Genomic DNA, 21793 nt, shown 5'->3' on the forward strand with positions numbered 1-21793 from the left:
GCTATCCCTTCCTTTCTGTTTCAATCATATCTCTCTCCGCGCTTAAAAATTTGCCTGTCATCCAGTCCCAGAACAGATTGCAGTCCACATCAACCGCAACACTCACATTCGGTTCTTTGCCCGTAACGTTGTTGAAGTCGGCAACGGTCATGCCGCGGGTTACCGTCCCTTCGGTTTCCACCGTCATTACATATTTGTTCAGGGTAACGAGCCGGGGAACGATCAGGCTGGCCAAGGCGATGGCATCATGGACATTCGGCGGATCAAATCCGAACTGCTTGCAGCGGCGCAGCATAAAGTCGAAAATCCGGGCAGCCAAGTTCGCAAATTTGTTGTCCAGCCGCTTGACGGTTTCAACAACAGCAAGCGGGAGCTGCGGTTTCAGCGTCACATCAAGGCCGACCATCACCAGAGGGATGCCTGATTCGAACACGATTTTCCCGGCGTCCGGATCAACATACAGATTGAATTCGGAAGCCGGGGTCATATTGCCGCCTCTGAGCGCGCCGCCCATAATCGTAATCCGTTTGATTAGCCGTATAATATCCGGGTAACGAATAATTGCCTCGGCAATATTGGTAAGCGGGCCGACGGCCACAATTTCAAGCTCGCCTTGCAGGGCAACGGCATGCTCATAGATGGTGTCAGCCGCATCTCTTTCGTAAAATGCCCTGTTCGATTTCGGCACAATCACATCGCCGAGGCCGGTTGCGCCATGACTGATCGCGGTATGCAGATCCTTGTTTAGCGGCTTCGCCGCGCCGATCGCAACAGGGATATCAAAGCCAAGATAATCCACAATATTAAGAGTATTGCTGCTCGTAAGATCGACTCCGACATTTCCGGCGACGGCGGTGAATGCTTTTATATCCAGCACCTCCGTGCTCATCAGCGCGCAGATGATGGCAATGGCATCGTCTGTGCCGGTATCGACATCCATTACTAAGGGGATCTTCTTCATAAGCAGCGGCCCCCTTTACTCTTCAAGAGCTTGGCGAAGATTTTGGGACGGCTGCCCCGTTTTCGGCAGATGCAGTTCGCCGCGCGCCCGTTTCATCGCCCGCTTTTCAAAGAACAAAAGAATCCAGTTGGCGATCAGGGACAGCGCCGAGGCCAGAATCGTTCCCCATAGTATCTTGTATGCGAAATTCATGCGGAGACCGTCAAACAGCAGCGTGCCCAGACCTCCTGCTCCAATCATTGCGGCGATCGTCGCCATCCCGATAGCGGAAATAACTGCCAGCCTGAGGCCGCCGAGCAAGGCAGGCATGGCAAGCGGAAGCTGCACTCTGAAAAATAGCTGCGATGCGCTAAGACCCATCCCTCGCCCCGCTTCCAGCAAGAACGGATCGACCGATTTGAAACCGGCCAAAATATTTCTCACCAAAATAAATTGGGTATAGACAACCAGCACGGTAACGGCTGTGGGGATGCCCAGCCCGAGAAGCGGAATCAGGATCGCAAAGAAAGCAAGGCTGGGAATAGCATACAGCGCTCCAAGCACAGCCAGTACAACCGTTGACAGCTTGTGCGAATGATATAGAGCAAGGCTGAGCGGCACGGCGATAATGATCGAAATAAGCAGGACGAGCGTAACGATTTGCAGGTGCTCAAGCGTCATGGTAAGCATTTTGTCATGATATTTTGCAAAATAGGCCAGAAAATCAGCTATGGATTGCAGCATGGATGCCCACCTTCTCACTGATCCGGTTTTGGCTGCCGGTTGGCGACCCGCTGTCCTTTGAACGCAGCAGTTGATTGAACTGATCCCAAGCGATTTCTCCGACCGGCTTGCTGTCCGCATCCGTCACAATGATAGTTTTCATTCCACTTTCAAAAAACTTTGACAGCACACTGTCGAGAAACTCATCCTTGCCGATATAGATATCCGTATCATCCGGGGTCCGGGTTAATGGCTGCACGGCGGTTTCAGCTTTCAGAATCTTGAGCCGGTTGATGATATTCTCGGAAGCTACTAATTGCGCAACAAATTCATTGGCCGGGTGAAAAAGGATATTGAACGGCGTGTCGTACTGCTGGACTTTCCCCTGGTCCATAATGATGACTTTATTGCCGAGCTTGAAGGCTTCATGAATATCATGAGTGACAAATAGTATCGTTTTATTCAGTTTTTTCTGTATGCGGATCAGCTCATCCTGCAGATTCTGTCTTGTGATCGCATCGATCGCGCCGAACGGCTCATCCATCAGCATGACCTGAGGATCAGCGGCCATTGCCCGCGCCAGCCCGATCCTCTGCTGCTGCCCGCCGGAGAGCTGCGAAGGATACCTCTTCCGGTAGCTTTCGCCCGGCAATCCTACCAGTTCAAGCAGTTCTTCCACGCGGGCATTGATTCTCTCCTTGCTCCAACGGAGAATTTTGGGCACGGTAGCGATGTTGTCCGCCACGGTCATATGCGGGAACAGCCCGATTTGCTGGATGACATAGCCGATTTTTCTCCGGTAGTCCTCCACTTTCAGCTTTTTAATATTTTCACCATAGAAGTAGATATCGCCCGAAGTGCTTTCATAGATCCGGTTGACCATTTTTAACAGCGTGGTTTTCCCGGAGCCGGATGTCCCGAGTATGGTGATAAAATCACCTTCATTTACGGTGATGCTGACATCGGAAACGGCGTCAGCCTCCGTATGGGAGAATCTTTTTCTTATGTTTTTAAATTCAAGCGCTGTCTTGCTCACCGATATCAACCCCTCTCCACCTAACCGTCATAATCACCAAGAAAAAATGAAAACCACTACCCAATCGATACGTGGTTTTCATTTCCTTTTTGGTTAGTAATCTTATTTGCCCGCTGCCGCTTTCACATCGGCTTTGATGGTCTCGAAATAGTCGCCCGCTACTTCTTCATACTCTTTTTTGTCGATATCTACGGCGGCGTTGAGCTTGATAATCGTAGGATTGTCAAGCTTTGCCGACACGGCGTTCAGTACGTTCGCCACCTTCGGCGAATCCTTTACTACGCTCTCTCTGACAACCGGCGCCACATAATAAGGAGGCCACAGATGTTTGTCATCATCCAGCACGACGAACTGCGGATCGACCAGCGAGCCCTCTGTCGTGTACGCCACGGCCAGATCGGCCTCGTCATTTTTAAGCACCTGATACTTGATGCCGTCGTCATATACCTTTGAGGATTTGAAGTTGAACTCTCCGTACACTTTTTTCAGGCCGATCAGTCCATCCTCGCGTTCGTCAAACGAACCGTTGGAGGCATATCTGATTTTGTCCGCATTCTTCTGCAGATCGGATATCGTCTTGATGCCAAATTGATCCGAAGCTTTCTTGGTGATAACCAGACCTTGCGAGTCATTGATATTGGCCTGGTCGAGCAGGGCGAGCTTGAACTTGTCTTTGTACTCAGCTGCAACCTTGTCGTACACTTGCTTGGCGTCAAACAATGCCGGCTCCTTCAAAATAACCGTTAACGCCGTTCCGGTATATTCCGGATATAAATCAATGCTGCCTTTCAGCAGCGCCTCGTGAGGCCCTTGCCCGCTGATGTTAAATTCTCTCTTCACCGAAAATCCGTTGTCTTCGAGCGCTTTTGCGTAAATCTCGGCAAGAACCAGCGACTCCGTGAAATCTTTGGAGCCTACCGTAATGGCCGGGCCGCTTGCGCTTCCCTTGGAACAGCCGGCGAGCGAGAGCAATGCAGAAAGGACGACAATAGCCAGTAGCGTAGTGGTGAATATGGACTTCATGGATTTTTTCATATGGTTTTCTCTCCCCAACTAAAAATATTTATCAGTTCTCTGGTAAACTATCCAGCCTTTCAATCTTGCAGCCGCCCAATCTCAGTTCAGCCACAAATGTCTCGTAAGTCTCTTCTGGGTAATGGCAAGAATGACGTCCGCCGCTATGGACAGGATCGCTACCGACACCCCCCCGACAAGTAAAATAGCTGTGCTTGGCACCTGGAGTCCGATGATGATCAGCTCCCCTAGACCGCCGGCTCCGATATAAGCGGCCAACGCTGCACTCGCAATCACTTCCACCGCAGCCGTTCTTATTCCCGTGATAATCATGGGAAAAGCAAGCGGAAATTCAACCGTGAACAGAATCCTGCGCGGGCTCATCCCCATCCCTCTGGCCGCCTCGATAACCGAAGGGCTTATTCCCGTGAAGCCAATGCTCGTGTTGATCAAAATCGCCGGAAAAGCAAGCAGCGTCAACGCAAATATCGCGGGAGCAAGCCCTGTTCCGATCACCGGCATCATCACAATCAGAATGGCGAGGCTCGGTATCAGACGGAGAATGTTAAACAGTCCCTGGACCGGCTGGGACAACTTCAAAAACTTGGCGCACAATACTCCTAAAGGAACAGCGATCAATATGCCAATCGTTACAACTGCAACACTGATGCCGATGTGCGTCAGTACAGCGTTGAGATAGACGTCCTGGTTCTCGGACAGATATTCGAGTATCCGATCAATCAATCAGGATCACCGCCCTTCAAAATAAAATGGTGAAAGCGGCCGGTGTCGTTTGTAGTTGAATATTGGAGCTTCGACATCGCCCGGTTCCCGGGATTTTCACGCGAAGAGGCAAGATGAACTTCATGCCGTAAAACACCTCACAAATATGTAGTATTCAAATCAATATAATATGAATTAGGGTGAAGATAAATCACAAACACCTTAAGTGCTTGTGATAAGCGCATGGAATATCGGCTCGATACGAATGATTCATTCATAATCAAGGATTATTTATTAACATATGATAATTAAACTCCACAGTTCAATATTATTATTGATAGCCTTATTTTGTCAACCATTAATTCTAGTATTTTTATCGGAATTTAAAAAAATTAATGTCCAGCCCCCATTCGCCGCGATAATTCGACCGCAGCCTGCTTCACCGCTTCAATGATAAAGCCCTCCCGCTCCGGGCTGCAGCGAAAGCTTGGACCGGCGACGGACAGACTGGCGACCGCCTGGGCGTGTCCGTCCGTAATCGGGGCGGCGATGGCGAACACATCGGGGTCCACCTCGCCCTTGGTAATGATATACTGGTGAGCCCGGGCCGCTTCAAGCTCCGCTTTCAGGCGCGCTCTGTCCTCGGCATCCTCAATCGTCTCAAAAATCCGCTGGGCGACCTTGCCGCTCTCAAAAGCAAGGATACATTTGCCGGAAGCGCCCAAATGCAGCGGCAAAATCCGTCCATTCTCGATGGAGAACTGGATCAGACTACTGTTGCTTTTCACATTCTGGATACACACGGCATTATTGCCGGTCCGCACGAACAGCACCGACGTTTCCTGCACCTTCTCCGTCAGCTCCTCCATAATCGGCAGCGCCAGGGGCAGCAGGTCCCGCTGAAACTGCAGGTTGAGGCTCCTTGCCAAATCCAGAATCCGCAGCCCCAGGGCGATCCGGCTTCTCCCCCTTCTCTCCACTATGCCGTTCTGCTCCAGCGTCTGGAGAAGCCGGTACGTGGTGCTCTCCGGTATCGAGACCTTCTCGGCAATCTCGCTGACTGTAAGCGTATCGCCGGCTTCCGCCAAGGCGAACAGGATATCCAGCGCGCGGCTGAGCGTTTGTGTTCCATTCATTTTCTGCACCTTCCAACGACTCCTCTACTGTCTATTGCAATTATGTTGACGACTTTGAAAAAAAGACCTCCCGCATCCGGAGGCCGCTGAAAAAGTCAGAACAATCAAATTTCGAATTTACTCATGCCACTGCCATTATTTTTATTGCCACTTGCTCATTCATGTAAAGATTCCTGATCGTTTATTGGTACTATCTCACCATTTGCATATTCTTTGACAATCTGCCCTTTATCCGTTTTATATACAATGTAAGTCCCGTATGCAATCTTGCCAACATTATATAGCATACTCACTAAAGATCAAGAAGGAAAGGCCCCACAAATGGCTTGTCCGAGCGGTCAATTTTCCATTGACCTTTCCTGCATACACCTTAATGGCCGCATTCCCGGCATCAAGGACCGACGAGACTGCACTGAACATTTCAAAGAGTATTGTTGATTGTTTTGAAGATAATCAGAGAGTAAGATAGATTCATGCAAATGATCAACACGTTGTTCATTAATGCTTGCATTAAAAAAGACTGTGAGGTGTTCAAAATGACAATAAAAGGTGATATGAAAGCTGTCAGAATTCATGAATATGGCGGCACCGAGGTTATTCGTTATGAAGTGACTCCTATCCCTGAAATAGACCAAGATGAAGTATTAATCAAGGTGGCTGCGACTGCGTTTAATCCTGTGGATGCAGCGATTCGAATGGGAGCGCTGAAGAACATTTTTCCTCATCGGATGCCGTATATCCCGAATGTCGAAGCATCCGGCGTCATTGAAAGCATCGGCGGGGCCGTAACAAACTTTAAACCGGGTGATCCCGTCTTTGTCTTTCTGGATATGACCAAAGACGGCGCCGCTGCCGAATATGTCGTGACCAAAACTGAAAATGCCGCTCTTGCTCCTAAGAGTATTGATCTCCAGGATGCTGGCGCAATTCCTGTAGGGGCTTTAACGGCTTGGCAAGGATTGTTCGACCATGGCAAGCTTCAAGAAGGCCAGCGTGTACTGATTACCGCAGCCGCAGGCGGAGTCGGATCTTATGCCGTTCAACTGGCCAAGTGGAAGGGTGCACATGTAATTGGCACAGCTTCGGAAGCGAGCTTCCCGCTTCTCCAAGGGCTTGGGATCGATCAGATTATTGACTATAAGCATGAGGCTGTGGAGGAAAAAGTAAGCGATAAGCTGGACCTGATTCTCAATCTTGCTCCGGAAGGCCCGGCGGAATTGAATAAGTGGCTGCCCTTGCTGAAAGAGGGGGGGATTTTTGTATCGACCACAAGCCCGGCGGACGCTGAACTCGCCAATCGTTCGGGTGTCCAGACGATCCGAATGTATGTGGGGCGCAATGCCGGACAGCTTTCGCAAATTGCCGCATTGGTAGACGAAGGGCGAATTAAGCCCGTAATTACCGAAAGAGTAAAGCTTGACGATCTGGCGCTGATTCACAACAAAAGTCAGGCAGGAAAAATCCGGGGGAAAGTATTGATTAACTTGGATTGGCGGCAGTAATGGCGTTTAAGAAGACAATTCCTCCCCTTGCGGCAGATGGCGGCCGGGCTCATGATTAGTTGAGCTTGACCGCCGCTCTGCCGCAAGGGGTGATTTATCTAAAAGGCTGAAAGAAGAGTAATTTGATATAAATTACGGCTATTTGTTCCGGGGAATAAGGCGGGTCCTGGTTTAACCACTCCTCCGTGACACCAAGAAATACGGATACCGAGAAAGCGGTCAAATATTCTTTCGGGATCGAAGGGTTATTTTCAAAAGTATGGTGGTTGAACAGCTTCTTATAGAAGCTTTCGCTCACCACCTCTTTCATTTTCCCCGGGAAGCCGGATTCTCCTTTGGGACCTAACAGCAATCGGATTAAGCCCCCATGCTCATGCAGATATTGGAATATGCAAACGAATGGAGCATAGGGCTGTTCATCTAAATAGGTTTGCTGAAGCTCAACCGAAGAGATATCCACTACCATGACCTTCTGCAAGCCATCCAGAATCTCCGTTTGAATTTGTTCCATTAAATCATATTTATCTTTGTAGTGGAGATAAAATGTTCCTCGATTTATCCCTGCACTTGCAGTTAAATTCCGGACAGACACCCCGCCGAAGCCCTCTTTCTCAACTAAACGGACGAAGGTTTCCTTGATTAGCTCTTTGGTGCGGGCCGCCATTGCATCATGTTTATTCTCAGGCATGGTGTTTAAGCCTTTCCATAGATATGTTGTCTTTGATGTCACTAACATATCATATTATTTCCATTAAGCATAACCCGGCACTTCGGCGGCATCTCCCGCAAATGTACAACGAAACCGGGCAGCAGGTTTACTCACTGGTTTTCCGGCTGGTCGCCGTTCACATCCATTCACCTCATGTCATTCGCTGCTCTTTTCTCCCCTAAACGTTTAAACTTTTACCCTCGTTTTGAACCGTATGCCGTGCCGTTCTCATATTGCTCCTGCCAGTCGGGAGCGGCGATGCCCGGAACTTTACCGCTCAGCAGCCTGTCCGCGCTCGACATCATCCAATCCTCCACCTTCCGCCGCAGCTCCAGCAGAATTTCTGCATACGCCAGGTCATCGGCCAAATTCCGTTCCTCCAGCGGATCTTCCGCAAGGTCATACAGTTCTTCAGGCACATTTGGCTTGTAATATTCTTCCCGCACTTCATGGCCGGAGGGGCTTAGATGAATGTCGAGCGGCAAATAAACGGAAGGCCCATCCTCGAAATTGCGGATATATTTGTACCGGTCCGTACGGACGCCCCGCATCGGATGATACTGGTCATGCCAGGTCAGCTCCGCGAAGAAATGGTCGCGTGTAGAGGGGCCGTCCGCATTCTGCAGGAGCCTGTAAAAGCTGACTCCATCGATGTCCTGCGGCGCCTCCGCTCCGGCAAACTCCAGCAGGGTTGGCATCAGATCAACGTTGCAGAGCAAATGTCCGTTGACATGCCCGCCCTCCAGTGTCCCCGGGCAACGCATAACGAGAGCGGTCTCAAGGCCCGCATCCATCAGGGTGCCCTTGGCCCGGGGGAAGGCAATACCGTGATCCGTTGTATAGATCACCAGCGTCTCTTCCGCAAGTCCCAATGCATCCAGCCGGGACAGGATGCGGGCGATGCCCCGGTCTAGCGTCTTGACCGAGCCGCGCAGCAGCGCAAAGTCTTCCCGCACCCGCTCCGTGTCGGGCAGATATGGCGGCGGTACGATCTCTTCCGCCGGATCGGCCACCGGCGCGTATTCGTCGAAATCGCGGTGGGTTTCAAAAAAACCGACCGAAGCAAAAAACGGTCGTTCCTGCGGCCCTACCGCTCTATCCTCCAGGAAAGAGACGACCCGCTCCGCGACATCCACGGCCCGGTCGCCCGGCACCGGGAGGACCGTCTCATATCCCAACTTATATGTAGATGAGGTGCGGTCACCTCCGGCTTCGCCGATCGTTTCATGGCTGAAGCCGATCAGCGCAGTTTCATATCCGGCTTCACTCAGGCTCATCGGCAGCGTTGTTACCTCCGGGTTTATGGAGAAGCCGAGATGGCTTAGCCCGATCATTCCGTGATTTTGCGGATAGAGCCCGGAAAGGATGCTCCCCCGGCTCGGGCTGCATTGCGGCGCTGGGCAGAAATAATTGTCAAACCGCACCCCTTCCTCAGCCAAAGCGTCAATAGCCGGCGTTTTGACCGATTGTCCGTAGCAGCCCAAATACCGGCCGGTGTCATGCGAGATCATCAGCAAAATATTTTTACGCTTCATTTCATGTTCCTCCTTTTGACCACATTATTGCTTCACCGCTCCCGACGTCAGGCCGGCGATAATCCGACGCTGGAACAGCAGGACGAGCAGCACCACCGGAACCGTTACCGTCACGGTCGCCGCCGATATTTCTCCCCAAGGAAACGTAAACTCCCCCTGGAACATGGCAATGCCGACGGGCACCGTCATCATCGACTGCTTCGTATTGATTGTCAGCGCGAACAGGAACTCATGCCACGCGTCCACAAACACGATAATGGCCGTCGTGAACAGCCCGGGCGACACGAGCGGCAGCAGCACCCGGCCAAAAATACCCAGCAAAGAAGCACCGTCCACTTTGGCCGCCTCCTCCAGCTCGACCGGAATCTGCTTGAAGAACGTAGTCATGTACCAGATCGCAATCGGCAGGGCATAGGTTGTATAGGGAATGACCAGCCCGGCGTACGTGTTGCGCAAACCGATGGATTGCATAAACAAAAACAGCGGCGACAATGTGGCGATTTGCGGCAGCATGGATACGGCGAGCAGAATGCCGAGAAAAAAGGTTTTTCCAAAAAAGTACAGCCGGGCCACCGCATACGATGCAAAGGCCGCGATACTGATCGAAAGAAACATCGTCAGCACACCGACCGTAAAGCTGTTCAGCAGATATCTGCCAAATGGATGGTTCGTAAACACGGAAATGTAGTTCTGGAGCGTGTACTCCGGGACCTTAATACTGAAAGCATACTCTCCGTATAAATACAGGGGAGCTTTTAATGAAGCGAGCAGTATCCACAGAAACGGAAAAATCACAATTCCAATAAATGCGGCAATGGCGATATATAACAGCAGACCCGTCTTTTGATTCATGTTCCCCCTCCTTAACTTGCGCGCCGGCCGACAACATCGGCTCCAAGCCATTTGACATAGACCATGCTGATCAATAGCACGCAAACAAATACAATGACGGAAAGGGCCGAGCCTTTGCCGAAATCGAGTTCACTGAACATCGTTTTGTACGCGTAGATGGAGATCGATTCCGTTGAATTCGCGGGGCCGCCGCCGGTAAGCACATAGATCAGATCAAACACGCGGAAGGCATCCAGCGTACGGAACATCAGCGCGACAAAAAATGCGGGCTTAAGCAGCGGCACGGTTACATGCAAAAACTGCTTCCACCTGCCGCCTCCGTCTACCCAGGCGGCTTCGTACAGGGAAGCGGGAATGTTCTGAAGACCGGCAAGCAGCAGCAGAGCCACGAAAGGGGCCGTCTTCCAGACATCCGCCATAATGACCGAACCCATAACCCGGGAGCCGGAAGACAGAAGGGTTCCCATATCCGAAATCAGCCCGGCTTCGTATAACAGCTTCGCAACAATGCCGTTCTGCCCGTCGTACAGATAATGCCAAATCATGGCCGACACGGCGGTCGGCGTGGCCCAGGGTATGAGCACCGCCGCACGCACCAGCCCGCGCCCCCGAAAGGTCCGGTTCATCAGCAGCGCAATCAGAAGTCCCAGCAGCATCTCCAGCGCCACGGCAAACACGGTAAACAACATGGTGTTGCCCAGCGACTCCCACAGCCGCCGGCCCGACATCAAGTCTTTATAATGCGATAAACCGACAAAATTGGGAGCCTGGAACGTATCGAGCACGGCGTTGGTCAGCCCAATAACTTCATCCGGGCGTTCCAAGGACCCGGCGGCCTTCAGTCCGGCAAGCTCCTTTCGAATCTCTTGAAGCTCTGCCTTGAGCCGTTCGGCCTTCGCATTATCCACCGGGATGAACCGCAGCTCTTGCGGGACCGGTGAAAAAGCATCCAGCAGCCCGTTCACCTTGGTGAGCCTCTCCTGAAACGCCCGGTCATCCTCAAGACCGCCGCCGACTTCATCCAATTTCTTCTCGACAGCGGACAGGACGGACAATGCGCCGCCTCCGGCATTTCCGGCTTCCCGCTTCACAGCCCGGAGCAGACCTGGAAACCGGTCGGCATACTGCTCGACATTCATCGAATACGAGTAGTGGATGGCATTGCGGGTCGGATCGCCCAGCCGGAGATCAAACAGGCTGATCCAGAAGGAACGGAGCAGCGGCCAGAGCGCAACTGCAGCAATAATCAGCACAGCGGGCAGAATCATGGCATATGCCGCTCGTCCTTCTTTCCATTTGCTTTTTTTCTTAAGCGGCATAGTATGGACTCCCCTTTATTCGAGTTCAGCAAGAAGAAACGCCTGACGGCGTCTTTATAAGACGCAAGTACGTTTCTCGTAGAAATATAAGTCAAAATGTTAAGCCGTCGGCTTATACATTCTTATATTTTCAAAAACGAGTGAGAGCCGTAAATACGGCTCTTCACCCGCCTTATTGGACTTGATTGACGCTTATTGAGAAACAGCGGCTTTAATTTGCGTTTCCAAATTAGCCAGGGCCTGCTCGGCGGTCTGCTGTCCGGCGATCGCCTTGGAGACTTCTACTTGAATCAGCCCGGAGATTTTGGCGTATTGCGGTGTAATGGTGCGCGGAACCGCGCTGCCAAGACCGTTTACGAAATCGCGGCTTGCAAACAACGGGCTTGCCTTCTGCACTTCCGGATCATCGAACAGCTTCAGGTAGGTCGGCGTTTGCGTATTGTTGATAGCTACAATCTTTTCTCCTTGCTCGCTGATCAGGAATTTCAGGAATTCCCAAGCTTCCTTCGGATGCTTGGAGTATTTGCTGATGGCGCCCAGCCAACCGCCAAGCGCCGCCGCGGAACGGGCGTCTCCGGCAGGAAGAGGAGCAATGCCTACTTTACCGACAACTTTGGATACTTTGGCATCGTTGGCCTGTGCGTACAAGGCCGGCCAATGCCGGGCGAATACGGCGTCGCCTTCGATGAAAGCAGTCAAGGTTTCTTTTTCGGTGAAGGTGTTCAGGTTGGAAGGAACCGCCTTCGAGGTTTGGATCTCGATCAGCTTCTTCAGTCCCTTCAGGGCTTCCGGGCTGTTCACGACAACGTTGCCCTGATCGTCAATGATTTGGCCGCCATAAGCGTTAACCAGCTCGGTAAACCCGACGGCCAGTCCCTCATACTGCTTGCCTTGAGTTACGAATCCGTACTTCGTTCCGCCTTTGCCTTTCAGTTCCTCCGCCTGCTTCAGGAGCTCGTCCCAGGTCGTCGGAACCTTCTTCACCAGATCGGTGCGGTAGTAGAGCAGCCCCGCATTGTTGTATCTCGGGAACGCCCACTGCTGGCCGTTGTAATAACCGGCCTCAATACCGCCCTTCAAGTATTCGTTCGTATCAATCCCATCCTGCTCAATATACCGGTCCAGCGGCAGCAGGAACCCGGCTTGGGCGAATTCGGCCGGCCACGTTACATCCAGGTTGACGACATCAATCTCGGAGGATTGGCCGCTCAAAATAGTGAGCAGCTGATCATGCATTTGCGAGGAATCATTCGGGAACTCGCGGACTTCGACATCGATGTCCGGATGCTGCGCTTCAAAGGCTTCGACCAGTTTTTTGGTGCCATCGGTCTGGTCTGCGCCCTGGCTGAAGACGATCTTCACTTTTTCGCCCGCGGCCGGTGCGGCGGTAGCTGCCGCTGAAGCCCCAGCGGAAGGAGCCGCACTGGATTCTCCGCTTGCGCTGCCCGAGCCTGCATTGTTGCCGGAGTTACCGCACCCCGCGAGCAGTACCCCTGTCAGAATGAGCGCCATACTTAATTTCCCTGCTTTTGTTCTCATTGTTTAAATCCTCCTCTGGAATCTGATTAAAAGATTACAATTATTACAAAATAGAAAAGCTTTTCAGCTTGGCCAACCGATTACTCCTGATCCGTCTCTTTACTCCACAGCAGCCGCATCTACTTGATAACGGCCCGCTGCGTACAGTCAATTACGGAATTCCGTTCGATAATTTGATGAGGCACACAGGTCCGCAGCTCCTCAATGGGGTTCTCATTGATCACTTTCAGAAGCTTGTCCACCGCCAAATACCCGATGTTGTACAGAGGCTGGGCTACCGTCGTCAGCCGGGGAAAGCTCATGCCCGCCATCCGCGTGTCGTCGAAACCGATTACCGAAATTTCGTCCGGGACCCGGATCTGATTCTCGTGCAAATAAGAAATGGCGGCTAAAGCCCGTTCATCGCTGGAGGCAAACACAGCAGTCATTTCCGGATATTTGCCGTGAAGACGTTTCATCGCTTCATAGCTGTCCTCAAAATGATATTTCCCGAATTCCACGCAGACCGATTCGTCAAATTGAAGATGATGATCCCTTAATGCCCGAAGAAAGCCCTGAATCCGCGGATAACCGGAGATCGGATCGTTCGGCGGACCGCTGATCATACCGATTCGGGTATGCCTCCGTTTAATCAGATACACGGTCGCGTCATAGGCTGCCTGCTCATCGTCAACCCTTACGGAAGGAATCTCATAATCCGGACTGTGGGTAGCCGCAAGCACCACCGGAAAATCGAGCGTGTCAAACATCTCGTAACTGTTACGGGAAAGCGGCTCGCTTGTCCAAATCACGCCGTCAATCTGCTTCTCATACAGTACCTTCAGAATGGAATTTCTGCGCACGGTACTTGTATCCGTGTTGCAAATAATCAGATTGTAATCCGACTGGTTGGCTGCATCCTCCATGCCCCTGAGCACGGCGGGATAGAAAAGATTAGATATATCCGGAATCAAAACTCCCAGAGTCCCGGTCCGCTTATGTATAAGTCCTCGCGCCAATGCGTTCGGCGAATAGTGCAGCTCGCGGATGGCTTCCAGCACCCTCTGACGTTTCCTGGGAACAACCAATTCGGGATTGTTCATTACTCTGGATACCGTGCTGATGGATACGCCGGAGAGCCGTGCCACATCTTTGATCGTTGCTTTCATCTCTATCACCTTTCACCGGACGCCTTTTCCACTGAAAAGCTTTTCAGTTTCCTGTTCAAGCTCTTCCGTTTTGTATACCAACTTGCGGCGAAATTCTCCTTCACTCCTTTCATTGGATAGAAAAAGGCCTACTTCGCTCTTTGATAGAGTTCGGTAGGCCGTTGGTTTGTCCAGTGGGCTCTTAGGGTATGAAATTTAAACTTTCATTGGAGAAAATATATCACGATAAATCCAATGGGTCAAGTATGAATTATTATCTTCCCACTCTTCATTACTCGCATGAGGCGGTAACGGATTCTTTATTCAGGGAGGACAGGATCGTTTTGGAGTCCGGCATATGATCAAGAACGTCCCGGATATACGGCTTGTCTTCAACATTCAACGAATAGTAAACCCATTGTCCGCGTTTCTTCTCCTTAACCATGCCTTTACTTTTCAGCTTTCTTAAATGCTGGCTGACGGCTGGCTGGGAAATGTCGAAGATGCTGACAAATTCACACACGCACCATTCCCGCTCTTTTAAAAGGGAAAGCATTGCTAAGCGGGTTCTGTCGCCCAGAAGCTTCAGATCATCTGCAATATTCGTAAAAACCTCCATACCGAATCCTCCTTCCCGTGCGTTTATGAAGCTAATGGTTATATTCTAAAGAGATTGTTTGAGAAGATCAACAATAGAAAAAGCCTGAACCAACCGGTTTAGGCTTTTTGTCTGCCACTGCGCGAGATGCCGCACATGGCCCATTTTATTAATTTGCCAAAGCTTCTTCCGTTATCCGTCTGATGTCGACGGGAGAAATGGTCTCTTCATTTACCAGATCCGGCAGGATGCGGTCGAGAAAATAGCCGACACAATGCAGCGGGATGTCCTTGATCTTCATCAGGGCGCTGCGGTACATCGTGATAAATTCCTTCTCCGTGTTGCCCTTTTGCAGTTCAGCGAACGCCTCGTACACCTGGTCCAGCTTGTCAGCGACTTCAAGAATGCGCCCTTCCACCGAATGATCCTTGCCTTCACGCAGCTGGTGTGTAGAAGATGCTTTTGAATTCGGACGGGATGTGTTCTTCGATAAAATGGTGCACCATACCCTCCTCCACCTGCTGAATCAGCGCACGAAGCTGCGGGGAGGAATGCTTAACCGGCGTTTTGATGTCGCCAATAAAGATTTCGCCATAATCATGGCTGCTCGTAATCTCGTAAAGCTTCTTCCAGTCGATCTTCACACCGTGCTGCTCCTCGATATCTGCCAATGTCTTGGCGTACTGCACCACCTTCCACGAGTGGGCCGCCACACTGTGTTCCTCGAATTTGAACTTCCCCGGACACCGGATAATCCGTTCAAGCCCGCCCAAAGACCGGAAATATGCATGAATTCCCATAGGTTCAGCCACCCTTTTTTTGTCATAGAAGCTTGTTTCTACTATAAGAAACTTATGTTAAGGGCGTATTAAAACAAATCTCTCAATGCCGTCTTTCAAACCGTCTTCGTCATTACTTAAAGTGACCTTGTCGGCAATCCGTTTCACTTCTTCCGGCGCGTTCCCCATCGCAATTCCGAGTCCTGCGTACAGGATCATGTCTATGTCGTTATAATTGTCTCCGATCGCCATCAGCTCCCGGTTGGAGATATGAAACACCTCTTCCAGCTCACGGATCGCATACGATTTGGACACCATTTCGTCCATGATTTCCAGGTAGGTATCCTTCGATTTGTAAATGCTGATCCCCGGAACAACGCTTTGCAAGGTTCGATCAAGCCGGTTAATTTCATCCGGACTTCCCATGCACAGTATTTTGTGAATCTCATGATCTTCTTCAATATAGGAAGACAGCTCGCGCTCTGTCGGATCAACCTTAATAATCTCCTGCTCCTGAACAACCCACGGATCGGATTGGTCACCGACGATCCACTGGTCGTGGCTGTATAGACTTAAGCTGATGCCAGGAAAGCCCGTACTCACGATGTGGAGCATGGCTCTCACGCTGTTATTGTTCAGTCCGATGCTGTGAAGAGTTTCTCTGCCGCCATGGACATCGCTTCCGCCGAGAACGAGAGCGCCGCTGTAACAAATGACGGGCGCATTGATTTCAAGCTCCTGCTGCAGGGAGAGAATACCGCTCGGCATCCGGGCCGAAACGAGGACAAACGGAATATCCCGATCCTTCACCTCCTGTATGATGGTTTTGGTGTCCGGCGTTATCTGGTGCCGCGAATTCAGCAGGGTTCCGTCAATATCGCTGAAAATAGCTTTGATCATGGCACATCGCTCCTTGACAATTTTAGTTTACTCTTCTCCGGCCGTTTGGATGATCTCGATCCCGTTTTCGCGCATGACAGGCTGCAGCTGCTCCGGCGGACTTTCGTCGGTGATCAACATATCGATGTCGGAGAATTCCATGCCCCTGAATGAAGCGGTTAGATTGAATTTTTGAGTGTCCGCCAACACAAACACTTTCCCGGCGCGCCCCGCTACAAGCTTTTTGACCAGCGCGTCTTCCCGGTTCGCAAAATATATGCCGTCCTCCATAATCGCCGCTGCCCCCAAAAAGACCTTGTCAAAGTAAATCTCGTTCAACTGCAACGCTTGAGTCTCGTCGTAAAAAAAACGGTTGTCATGGTTAAACTTTCCTCCGAGCAGGTGAAGATCGATGTCCGTTTTGCCCGCCAGAACCTCCGCGTTGTCGAGTGAGTGGGTATACACCGTTATCTTTTCCCGAACCTGCGCGCACAGTTCCCTGACCGTTGTGGAGACATCCATGAAACAGACCTCCCCTTTGGCAATGTAGGCGTTGGCCGTCTGGGCAATTCGAAGCTTCTGTGTAGAAGCGGAGGCTGCGCGATCCTTGTATGCTTTAATTTCTTCTTTGAAAAAAGGCAAAGCGATCCCGCCATGCGTCCGGATGGCAGCGCCTTCCTCCACCAGCTTGATAATGTCCCTTCTCGCCGTATCTCTGGAGATGTCCAGCAGCTCGCAAACGTCCGCATTGGACAATTGGGCATGGGTCTTCAGTTGATCCAAAATTTTCAGCAGGCGTTCCTCCTGGTAAATGGAAAACTCCTCCCTTCTCATCTTCATTATAAGCATTATTAAGCAATTTGTTAAGCGTTTTTAAGCATTTATTTCAATTGAAAAAGCGATCTGCCCGGATGCACCGGAACAAATCGCTTAAAAAGGGGAGCGGGGAAGGCCTCTGTATAATGATCTTAGGTATATGAAGGTTGCTCGTGAACGAGTTCCACATATTCCGCAATCAAGCCGTCCGGGTGTTTGACAAGCATAATCCAGCTTCTGGGAGTCCGCTTGGGTTCCGTTAAATGGACTGCTCCATGCTGCTGCAAATAAACGGCCGCTTCTTGGATTGAATCAACTAAAATAGTTGCACTTGCAGACTCATATAGCCGTCTAGACTCCGCATCTCCTGCAATGATAACAGTACGGGCAATCATCGCCAATTCTAAATTCAATTCCTCATAATAAACACGAGCTTTACACTTCTCTTGATACAAATCTTCATAGAATCGAATGGTTTGATCTAGAGCCTCTCTTTCAACAAATACTCGAATTAATGTATCTAACACCTTCATGAACAACACCGCTTTCTTTTATTATTTTAGGTATTTACGAATCTTAAAGTTGACGCGCTTGATGGTAGACATCTTGCAGCCACTTTTCTCTTTTCTGGGTACTGCTGCCCTTCATTCCCGCAAACATCATTCTCTTCACAGAACGAATGCCGCAAAACTTCAGTATGGAAGTCTTGATGACTTTCCATTCGGTGCTTCCTCTTAAAAGCCTCACAAACCAGGAAGGGGAGTCGATCGTATATATGACCCATGCAGATTTTCCCGCCAATAATCCCTTTGGCATCAATCCTTCATAGATGTAGGCAAAGCCGGATACGAACACTCTATCAAAAAAACCTTTTAAGATCGCAGGCGTACCATACCACCAGACAGGATATACAAAGATAAAGTGATCTGCTTGTTTTACAAGAGTACGATAACGTTCCATTTCCGGATCGTTCTTTAAATCTCTTCTCTTTGAGGTCTCGTCGAACTTCAGAACGGGATTAAATTGTTCTTCATACAAATCAATAATAGTGAATGTATGGCCTTTCTCTTTTAGTCCTTGCTTTACTTTTTCCAAGATGGCATGATTAAAGCTTTTTGGATTGGGGTGTGCATAAATGATCAGTACGTTCATTTTAATTTCTCCTTCGCTTTAACAAATAAATGATACATCATTTAATATCACAAAAAAAATTCCTTTTCATTTTGTAGGCGATTCTTCCGGCATAATGTCAGCGATTAAGGTTCGCATCCGCGCCGTTTGAGAGTGTCCGCCAAAGACTGCCCCTTTAAAAAACGAAACAACAAAGAATTAATGGTCTCAAGCTCCTCTTCGGAATAGATCTGCATGAGCTGTTCGTATAGCCCCTGCTCGATGCCTTCGACTAATTTGGCTTTCTCCAATCCCTGAGTTGTCAGTTGAAGGATTACATACCGGGAATCCTTGGGATCAACTACTTTTTCAACAAGACCGTCTGCAGACATTCGGTCCAGAAGTCTTGAAGGACTGCCGGATTCACATATCAATAAATGTCCAAGATCTTTCAGAGAAAGGGTCTTCCACTCATCCAATATTCGTAGAACTTCTGCTTGCGAAGCGGTTAACCCGATTTCCTTCAGTAAGTTATTGAGCAGCCTGTTTCCCTGCCGTTGTACGGCCAGTATTTCGTAGCGAAAGGTCTCAGCTTTGGAATACTTATTCCTATCCATCTAAAAATCACCTTTGATCAATTATTTATAGAACTAGATGATGTATCATTTAATTGCATTATAAATGATGCGTCATCTAATATCAAGTAAAAAAAGCGACCTGCCCGGATGCACCGAAAACAGATCGCCTTATAAGGGAACGGATCATGCGGAAAATAAAGTTTTACTTTCCGGCCAGCTTGAAACCGTATTTGAGGAACACCTCTCCGGCCTCCTGTGTAAACAGGTATTCGTAGAAGACTTCCGCTTGCTTCGGATGCGCGCTTTCCGCCAGAACAGCCGCCGGATAATCAATCGGGTCATGCGCGGAAGGGTCGACCTGCATGGCGACTTTCACCTTCGGTTCCCCGGCCGCGTCGCTGCCATACACCAGGCCCGCTTCCACATTGCCGGACGCCACGTAGGTCAGAACCTGACGGACATCCTTGGCAAAGACGATTTTGGGCAGCAGCGTGTCCCAGAGGCCCGCATGTTGCAGAAATTGCTGCGCGTACATGCCCGCCGGGACCGATTCAGGTTGTCCGACCGCAATCTTCACGAAGCCGGTTCCGGCTAAGTCTTCGGCGGTAACGGCCGCAACCGCCGAGTCGGCGGGAACGACCAGCACCAGGTCATTCGTGAGCAGAGTCCTGGTCAGGCCGGGATTCGTCAGCTGCTTGTCCGCAAGGGCGTTCATCTGTTTGGCACCCGCCGAGATGAACAGGTCTGCGGGAGCGCCCTGCTCGATCTGCTGCTGGAGCGATCCTGAAGACGCAAGATTCAGACGCACGGCGATATCGGGATGCGCGGCCTGAAACTTCGGAACCAGTTCTTTTAAAGCATCGCCGAGGCTTGCGGCAGCCGATACCAGAAGCTCCGTATGTTCGGCCGCGGAATCTGTCGGCTCGCCTGGAGATGCAGATGCCGAATCCCAAGAAGCAGCTGCGGGACTTGAGGTTGCGGAAGCGTTGCCCGGCGGCGAATTCCTGGCACAGCCAGCGATCACCGGCAGACACAGGAACAACAGTAACATATAGACGATCCAACGGGGCTTACACTTGACGGCCATCCTGCTTCATCCTTCCAAGGTCAAAATAACTTTGGTCAAGTATACAATGAAACGGAAGCTTGCTGGAAGAGTCAAAAAAATGAAAGCTACACTCCTCCCGTTCCTCAACAGAAAAAGGGAAGGCCGCTATTGACCCTCCCTTGCATCTGGCAGTAACGAATGGCCAGATTTTATCTGGTTCATAAAGCGGCATTCTCCCTGGCCAGGCTGTAAATGCCGTGTGCGGGATTTCCCTCGCAAATAGACACAAGCCGGGAAATTCCGGCCGTTTCAAAGAGGGAGCTCAGATTCCGCCGGAGTGTCGAAGCGTTGAATACTCCGCCGGACAAGTAGACGGGGAGCTCACCGCCGAGCCGCTTGAGAGCCGCAAAGGCCAGCCGGAACAGATGCCCTGCCGCCTCTTCCATTATCCGGCACGCGGCGGGATCTCCCCGTTCAGCCTGTTCATTGACCGCCGGAACGAGCAGGGCGAGATCCTTGTCGGTAATTTCTCCAGAGTAGAATCCGGCCAGAAGCCCGCTTTCCTCTTTAAAATCCAGCATTGACGCAACCGGTTGTTCCAAAGCCGTTGAGGCTGAAATGCCGGACCGCGCTTTAAGAACTTCCTTGACGGCTTCCAAGCCGATCCAGTAGCCGCTGCCCTCGTCTCCCAAATGATGTCCCCAGCCGCCAAGACGCGCCGAGCTTCCCGCCGCATTCTTGCCGTAAGCAACCGTGCCGCCGCCGCTGATGACGACGATCCCCGGCTTTCCGTTCGTTACAGCCCTCCAGTTGCCCCAGTAGTCGGGAACCACCAGCAGCCCGGCCATGGAAAAGTTTCGGCCGCTCATCCCGCGTTCAATCGTCTCTGGAATGATGGACACATCTCCGTGATAGCCGCTAAGGCTGAAGCATACAGAAACCGGTTCGGCCAGCTTCATCCCGTTCAGCTCTTCGCACAGCCCCGCCGCGATGCGGAAGTAGCTGTCCAGACCGCCCGGCCGGGCATAATGGATAACCGGCTCGGTCTTCCAGTTCCGGATTAACCCGGCGTTCCCGTCGAACAGATCAATCGAGGTCTTCGTCTGTCCTCCGTCAACGCAGACAATCAGCATCGCGATCACTTCCTGTGCCGTGATTTTGCAATAATCCCGTATATCCTTTGGTAATGGCTACCGTATCGGTGATCGCCGTTCCGACGACAACGAAGTAAGCGCCGGCTTCAACCGCCGCAAGCGCCTGCTCGGGCGAGGAGACATGTCCTTCGCAAATCGTCCGTATGCCGGCATCGGCCAGCGCCTTGACCAGCTCGATATCGGGCGTCTGCCGGTCCATGCTGATATCCGTATACCCCGAAAGCGTGGTCCCCACGTAATCGGCCCCAAGCTCCCATGCCCTCACACCTTCCTCGTATGTGGAAATATCGGCCATGACCGGCGTATTCAGCTCTTCTTTGATCTCCCGGATCAGTTCTTTCAGCGCTTCCGTGTCCGGTTGATTCTGGAAGGTCGCTTCCAGCGCAACGATATCCGCCCCGGCTTCCACGATGTCCTTGGCGTGCTCGAACGTCGGCGTAATAAAGAAGCGGTGTCCGTGCTGCAGCACTTTATTAATCCCGATTACGGGAACGTTTACATTCTTCTTGATTTCTCTGATATGCTCGGGGCTGTCCGCCCGGATGCCCACCGCCCCCCCGAGCTCCGCGCATTTGGCCAGAGCCGCGATGTGAAGCGGGTGATTCAACGGATGGTTAAAATGCGCCTGGCAGGATACGACGAGTCCGTGCTTCATGCTGTTATCCACTGATTTTGC

General features: G+C 51.1%; 22 protein-coding genes and 1 pseudogene. 1 reads left to right on the top strand and 22 read right to left on the bottom strand.

All coding sequences use genetic code 11. The features are described from left to right. Nucleotide 1 precedes the first annotated feature (1 nt). The 6 genes from EH198_RS18095 to EH198_RS18120 form a co-directional block, all read right to left on the bottom strand. Nucleotides 2-961, bottom strand: a complete 960-nt coding sequence (locus EH198_RS18095) for a nucleoside hydrolase (protein WP_124696931.1) — start codon at nucleotides 959-961, stop codon at nucleotides 2-4. Between the two features lie 15 nt (nucleotides 962-976). Beyond that, on the bottom strand, nucleotides 977-1684 hold the full coding sequence (locus EH198_RS18100; protein WP_124696932.1) for an ABC transporter permease: 708 nt from the start codon (nucleotides 1682-1684) through the stop codon (nucleotides 977-979). Beyond that, the gene (locus tag EH198_RS18105) at nucleotides 1665-2699 is read right to left on the bottom strand and encodes an ABC transporter ATP-binding protein (RefSeq protein ID WP_124696933.1); all 1035 of its coding nucleotides are present in this window, start codon (nucleotides 2697-2699) and stop codon (nucleotides 1665-1667) included. The genes EH198_RS18100 and EH198_RS18105 overlap by 20 nt, the downstream gene beginning before the upstream one ends. 102 nt (nucleotides 2700-2801) lie before the next feature. Then, on the bottom strand, nucleotides 2802-3734 hold the full coding sequence (locus tag EH198_RS18110; RefSeq protein WP_124696934.1) for a glycine betaine ABC transporter substrate-binding protein: 933 nt from the start codon (nucleotides 3732-3734) through the stop codon (nucleotides 2802-2804). A gap of 81 nt (nucleotides 3735-3815) precedes the next feature. Further along, nucleotides 3816-4457, bottom strand: a complete 642-nt coding sequence (locus EH198_RS18115; RefSeq protein ID WP_124696935.1) for an ABC transporter permease — start codon at nucleotides 4455-4457, stop codon at nucleotides 3816-3818. A gap of 371 nt (nucleotides 4458-4828) precedes the next feature. Continuing rightward, nucleotides 4829-5572, bottom strand: coding sequence for an IclR family transcriptional regulator (locus tag EH198_RS18120; RefSeq protein WP_124696936.1), 744 nt, complete (start codon nucleotides 5570-5572; stop codon nucleotides 4829-4831). Between the two features lie 554 nt (nucleotides 5573-6126). Between EH198_RS18120 and EH198_RS18125 the strand changes: the two genes are divergently transcribed. Next, complete coding sequence (locus EH198_RS18125; protein WP_185702960.1) at nucleotides 6127-7074, top strand: NADP-dependent oxidoreductase; 948 nt, start codon at nucleotides 6127-6129, stop codon at nucleotides 7072-7074. Between the two features lie 94 nt (nucleotides 7075-7168). Here the strand turns inward: EH198_RS18125 and EH198_RS18130 are convergent, their stop codons facing one another. From EH198_RS18130 to EH198_RS18205, 16 genes and pseudogenes are all read right to left on the bottom strand, one after another. Continuing rightward, the gene (locus tag EH198_RS18130; RefSeq protein WP_185702961.1) at nucleotides 7169-7762 is read right to left on the bottom strand and encodes a TetR/AcrR family transcriptional regulator; all 594 of its coding nucleotides are present in this window, start codon (nucleotides 7760-7762) and stop codon (nucleotides 7169-7171) included. Between the two features lie 215 nt (nucleotides 7763-7977). Next, complete coding sequence (locus tag EH198_RS18135) at nucleotides 7978-9318, bottom strand: sulfatase family protein (protein ID WP_124696939.1); 1341 nt, start codon at nucleotides 9316-9318, stop codon at nucleotides 7978-7980. A gap of 24 nt (nucleotides 9319-9342) precedes the next feature. Next, nucleotides 9343-10170 carry a carbohydrate ABC transporter permease gene (locus EH198_RS18140; protein ID WP_124696940.1) on the bottom strand — a complete coding sequence of 276 codons (828 nt, stop codon included), beginning with the start codon at nucleotides 10168-10170 and terminating at the stop codon, nucleotides 9343-9345. A gap of 11 nt (nucleotides 10171-10181) precedes the next feature. Continuing rightward, nucleotides 10182-11489: a carbohydrate ABC transporter permease gene (locus tag EH198_RS18145; protein WP_124696941.1), complete on the bottom strand. Its 1308-nt coding sequence runs from the start codon at nucleotides 11487-11489 to the stop codon at nucleotides 10182-10184. 192 nt (nucleotides 11490-11681) lie between these two features. After that, nucleotides 11682-13028, bottom strand: a complete 1347-nt coding sequence (locus tag EH198_RS18150; RefSeq protein WP_124696942.1) for an ABC transporter substrate-binding protein — start codon at nucleotides 13026-13028, stop codon at nucleotides 11682-11684. A 119-nt stretch (nucleotides 13029-13147) separates the two neighbouring features. Further along, nucleotides 13148-14176: a LacI family DNA-binding transcriptional regulator gene (locus tag EH198_RS18155; RefSeq protein ID WP_124696943.1), complete on the bottom strand. Its 1029-nt coding sequence runs from the start codon at nucleotides 14174-14176 to the stop codon at nucleotides 13148-13150. 271 nt (nucleotides 14177-14447) lie between these two features. Next, nucleotides 14448-14774 (bottom strand): ArsR/SmtB family transcription factor, encoded by a 327-nt coding sequence (locus tag EH198_RS18160; protein ID WP_124696944.1) that lies wholly within the window; start codon nucleotides 14772-14774, stop codon nucleotides 14448-14450. Nucleotides 14775-14922: 148 nt separating this feature from the next. After that, nucleotides 14923-15553: pseudogene (locus tag EH198_RS18165) on the bottom strand (YfbR-like 5'-deoxynucleotidase). Between the two features lie 57 nt (nucleotides 15554-15610). After that, on the bottom strand, nucleotides 15611-16432 hold the full coding sequence (locus EH198_RS18170) for a Cof-type HAD-IIB family hydrolase (protein WP_124696945.1): 822 nt from the start codon (nucleotides 16430-16432) through the stop codon (nucleotides 15611-15613). A gap of 27 nt (nucleotides 16433-16459) precedes the next feature. Continuing rightward, the gene (locus tag EH198_RS18175) at nucleotides 16460-17251 is read right to left on the bottom strand and encodes a DeoR/GlpR family DNA-binding transcription regulator (RefSeq protein WP_221621539.1); all 792 of its coding nucleotides are present in this window, start codon (nucleotides 17249-17251) and stop codon (nucleotides 16460-16462) included. A 128-nt stretch (nucleotides 17252-17379) separates the two neighbouring features. Continuing rightward, nucleotides 17380-17760 (bottom strand): glyoxalase/bleomycin resistance/dioxygenase family protein, encoded by a 381-nt coding sequence (locus EH198_RS18180; protein ID WP_124696946.1) that lies wholly within the window; start codon nucleotides 17758-17760, stop codon nucleotides 17380-17382. A 43-nt stretch (nucleotides 17761-17803) separates the two neighbouring features. Then, nucleotides 17804-18379, bottom strand: coding sequence for an NAD(P)H-dependent oxidoreductase (locus tag EH198_RS18185; protein WP_124696947.1), 576 nt, complete (start codon nucleotides 18377-18379; stop codon nucleotides 17804-17806). A 104-nt stretch (nucleotides 18380-18483) separates the two neighbouring features. Then, nucleotides 18484-18954 carry a MarR family winged helix-turn-helix transcriptional regulator gene (locus EH198_RS18190; RefSeq protein WP_124696948.1) on the bottom strand — a complete coding sequence of 157 codons (471 nt, stop codon included), beginning with the start codon at nucleotides 18952-18954 and terminating at the stop codon, nucleotides 18484-18486. A gap of 163 nt (nucleotides 18955-19117) precedes the next feature. After that, entirely contained in the window at nucleotides 19118-19966 is an 849-nt protein-coding gene (gene modA / locus EH198_RS18195) for a molybdate ABC transporter substrate-binding protein (RefSeq protein WP_124696996.1), read from the bottom strand. Between the two features lie 215 nt (nucleotides 19967-20181). Next, a complete protein-coding gene (locus tag EH198_RS18200) occupies nucleotides 20182-21096 on the bottom strand; it encodes an N-acetylglucosamine kinase (RefSeq protein WP_124696949.1) in 915 nt (304 codons plus the stop codon). After that, entirely contained in the window at nucleotides 21077-21784 is a 708-nt protein-coding gene (locus tag EH198_RS18205; protein ID WP_221621540.1) for an N-acetylmannosamine-6-phosphate 2-epimerase, read from the bottom strand. The genes EH198_RS18200 and EH198_RS18205 overlap by 20 nt, the downstream gene beginning before the upstream one ends. Between the last annotated feature and the right edge of the window lie 9 nt (nucleotides 21785-21793).

The organism is Paenibacillus rhizophilus (assembly GCF_003854965.1).
In the GTDB taxonomy this organism is placed as follows: domain Bacteria; phylum Bacillota; class Bacilli; order Paenibacillales; family Paenibacillaceae; genus Paenibacillus_AQ; species Paenibacillus_AQ rhizophilus.

Coding starts and splice junctions, on each gene's coding strand:
- EH198_RS18135 (WP_124696939.1), bottom strand. CDS start 9,318: ATGAAGCGTAAAAATATTTTGCTGATGATCTCGCATGACACCGGCCGG.
- EH198_RS18190 (WP_124696948.1), bottom strand. CDS start 18,954: ATGGATAGGAATAAGTATTCCAAAGCTGAGACCTTTCGCTACGAAATA.
- EH198_RS18180 (WP_124696946.1), bottom strand. CDS start 17,760: ATGAAGGTGTTAGATACATTAATTCGAGTATTTGTTGAAAGAGAGGCT.
- EH198_RS18150 (WP_124696942.1), bottom strand. CDS start 13,028: ATGAGAACAAAAGCAGGGAAATTAAGTATGGCGCTCATTCTGACAGGG.
- EH198_RS18175 (WP_221621539.1), bottom strand. CDS start 17,251: ATGAAGATGAGAAGGGAGGAGTTTTCCATTTACCAGGAGGAACGCCTG.
- EH198_RS18170 (WP_124696945.1), bottom strand. CDS start 16,432: ATGATCAAAGCTATTTTCAGCGATATTGACGGAACCCTGCTGAATTCG.
- EH198_RS18125 (WP_185702960.1), top strand. CDS start 6,127: ATGAAAGCTGTCAGAATTCATGAATATGGCGGCACCGAGGTTATTCGT.
- EH198_RS18130 (WP_185702961.1), bottom strand. CDS start 7,762: ATGCCTGAGAATAAACATGATGCAATGGCGGCCCGCACCAAAGAGCTA.
- EH198_RS18155 (WP_124696943.1), bottom strand. CDS start 14,176: ATGAAAGCAACGATCAAAGATGTGGCACGGCTCTCCGGCGTATCCATC.
- EH198_RS18110 (WP_124696934.1), bottom strand. CDS start 3,734: ATGAAAAAATCCATGAAGTCCATATTCACCACTACGCTACTGGCTATT.
- EH198_RS18160 (WP_124696944.1), bottom strand. CDS start 14,774: ATGGAGGTTTTTACGAATATTGCAGATGATCTGAAGCTTCTGGGCGAC.
- EH198_RS18185 (WP_124696947.1), bottom strand. CDS start 18,379: ATGAACGTACTGATCATTTATGCACACCCCAATCCAAAAAGCTTTAAT.
- EH198_RS18095 (WP_124696931.1), bottom strand. CDS start 961: ATGAAGAAGATCCCCTTAGTAATGGATGTCGATACCGGCACAGACGAT.
- EH198_RS18200 (WP_124696949.1), bottom strand. CDS start 21,096: ATGCTGATTGTCTGCGTTGACGGAGGACAGACGAAGACCTCGATTGAT.
- EH198_RS18100 (WP_124696932.1), bottom strand. CDS start 1,684: ATGCTGCAATCCATAGCTGATTTTCTGGCCTATTTTGCAAAATATCAT.
- EH198_RS18145 (WP_124696941.1), bottom strand. CDS start 11,489: ATGCCGCTTAAGAAAAAAAGCAAATGGAAAGAAGGACGAGCGGCATAT.
- modA (WP_124696996.1), bottom strand. CDS start 19,966: ATGTTACTGTTGTTCCTGTGTCTGCCGGTGATCGCTGGCTGTGCCAGG.
- EH198_RS18140 (WP_124696940.1), bottom strand. CDS start 10,170: ATGAATCAAAAGACGGGTCTGCTGTTATATATCGCCATTGCCGCATTT.
- EH198_RS18120 (WP_124696936.1), bottom strand. CDS start 5,572: ATGAATGGAACACAAACGCTCAGCCGCGCGCTGGATATCCTGTTCGCC.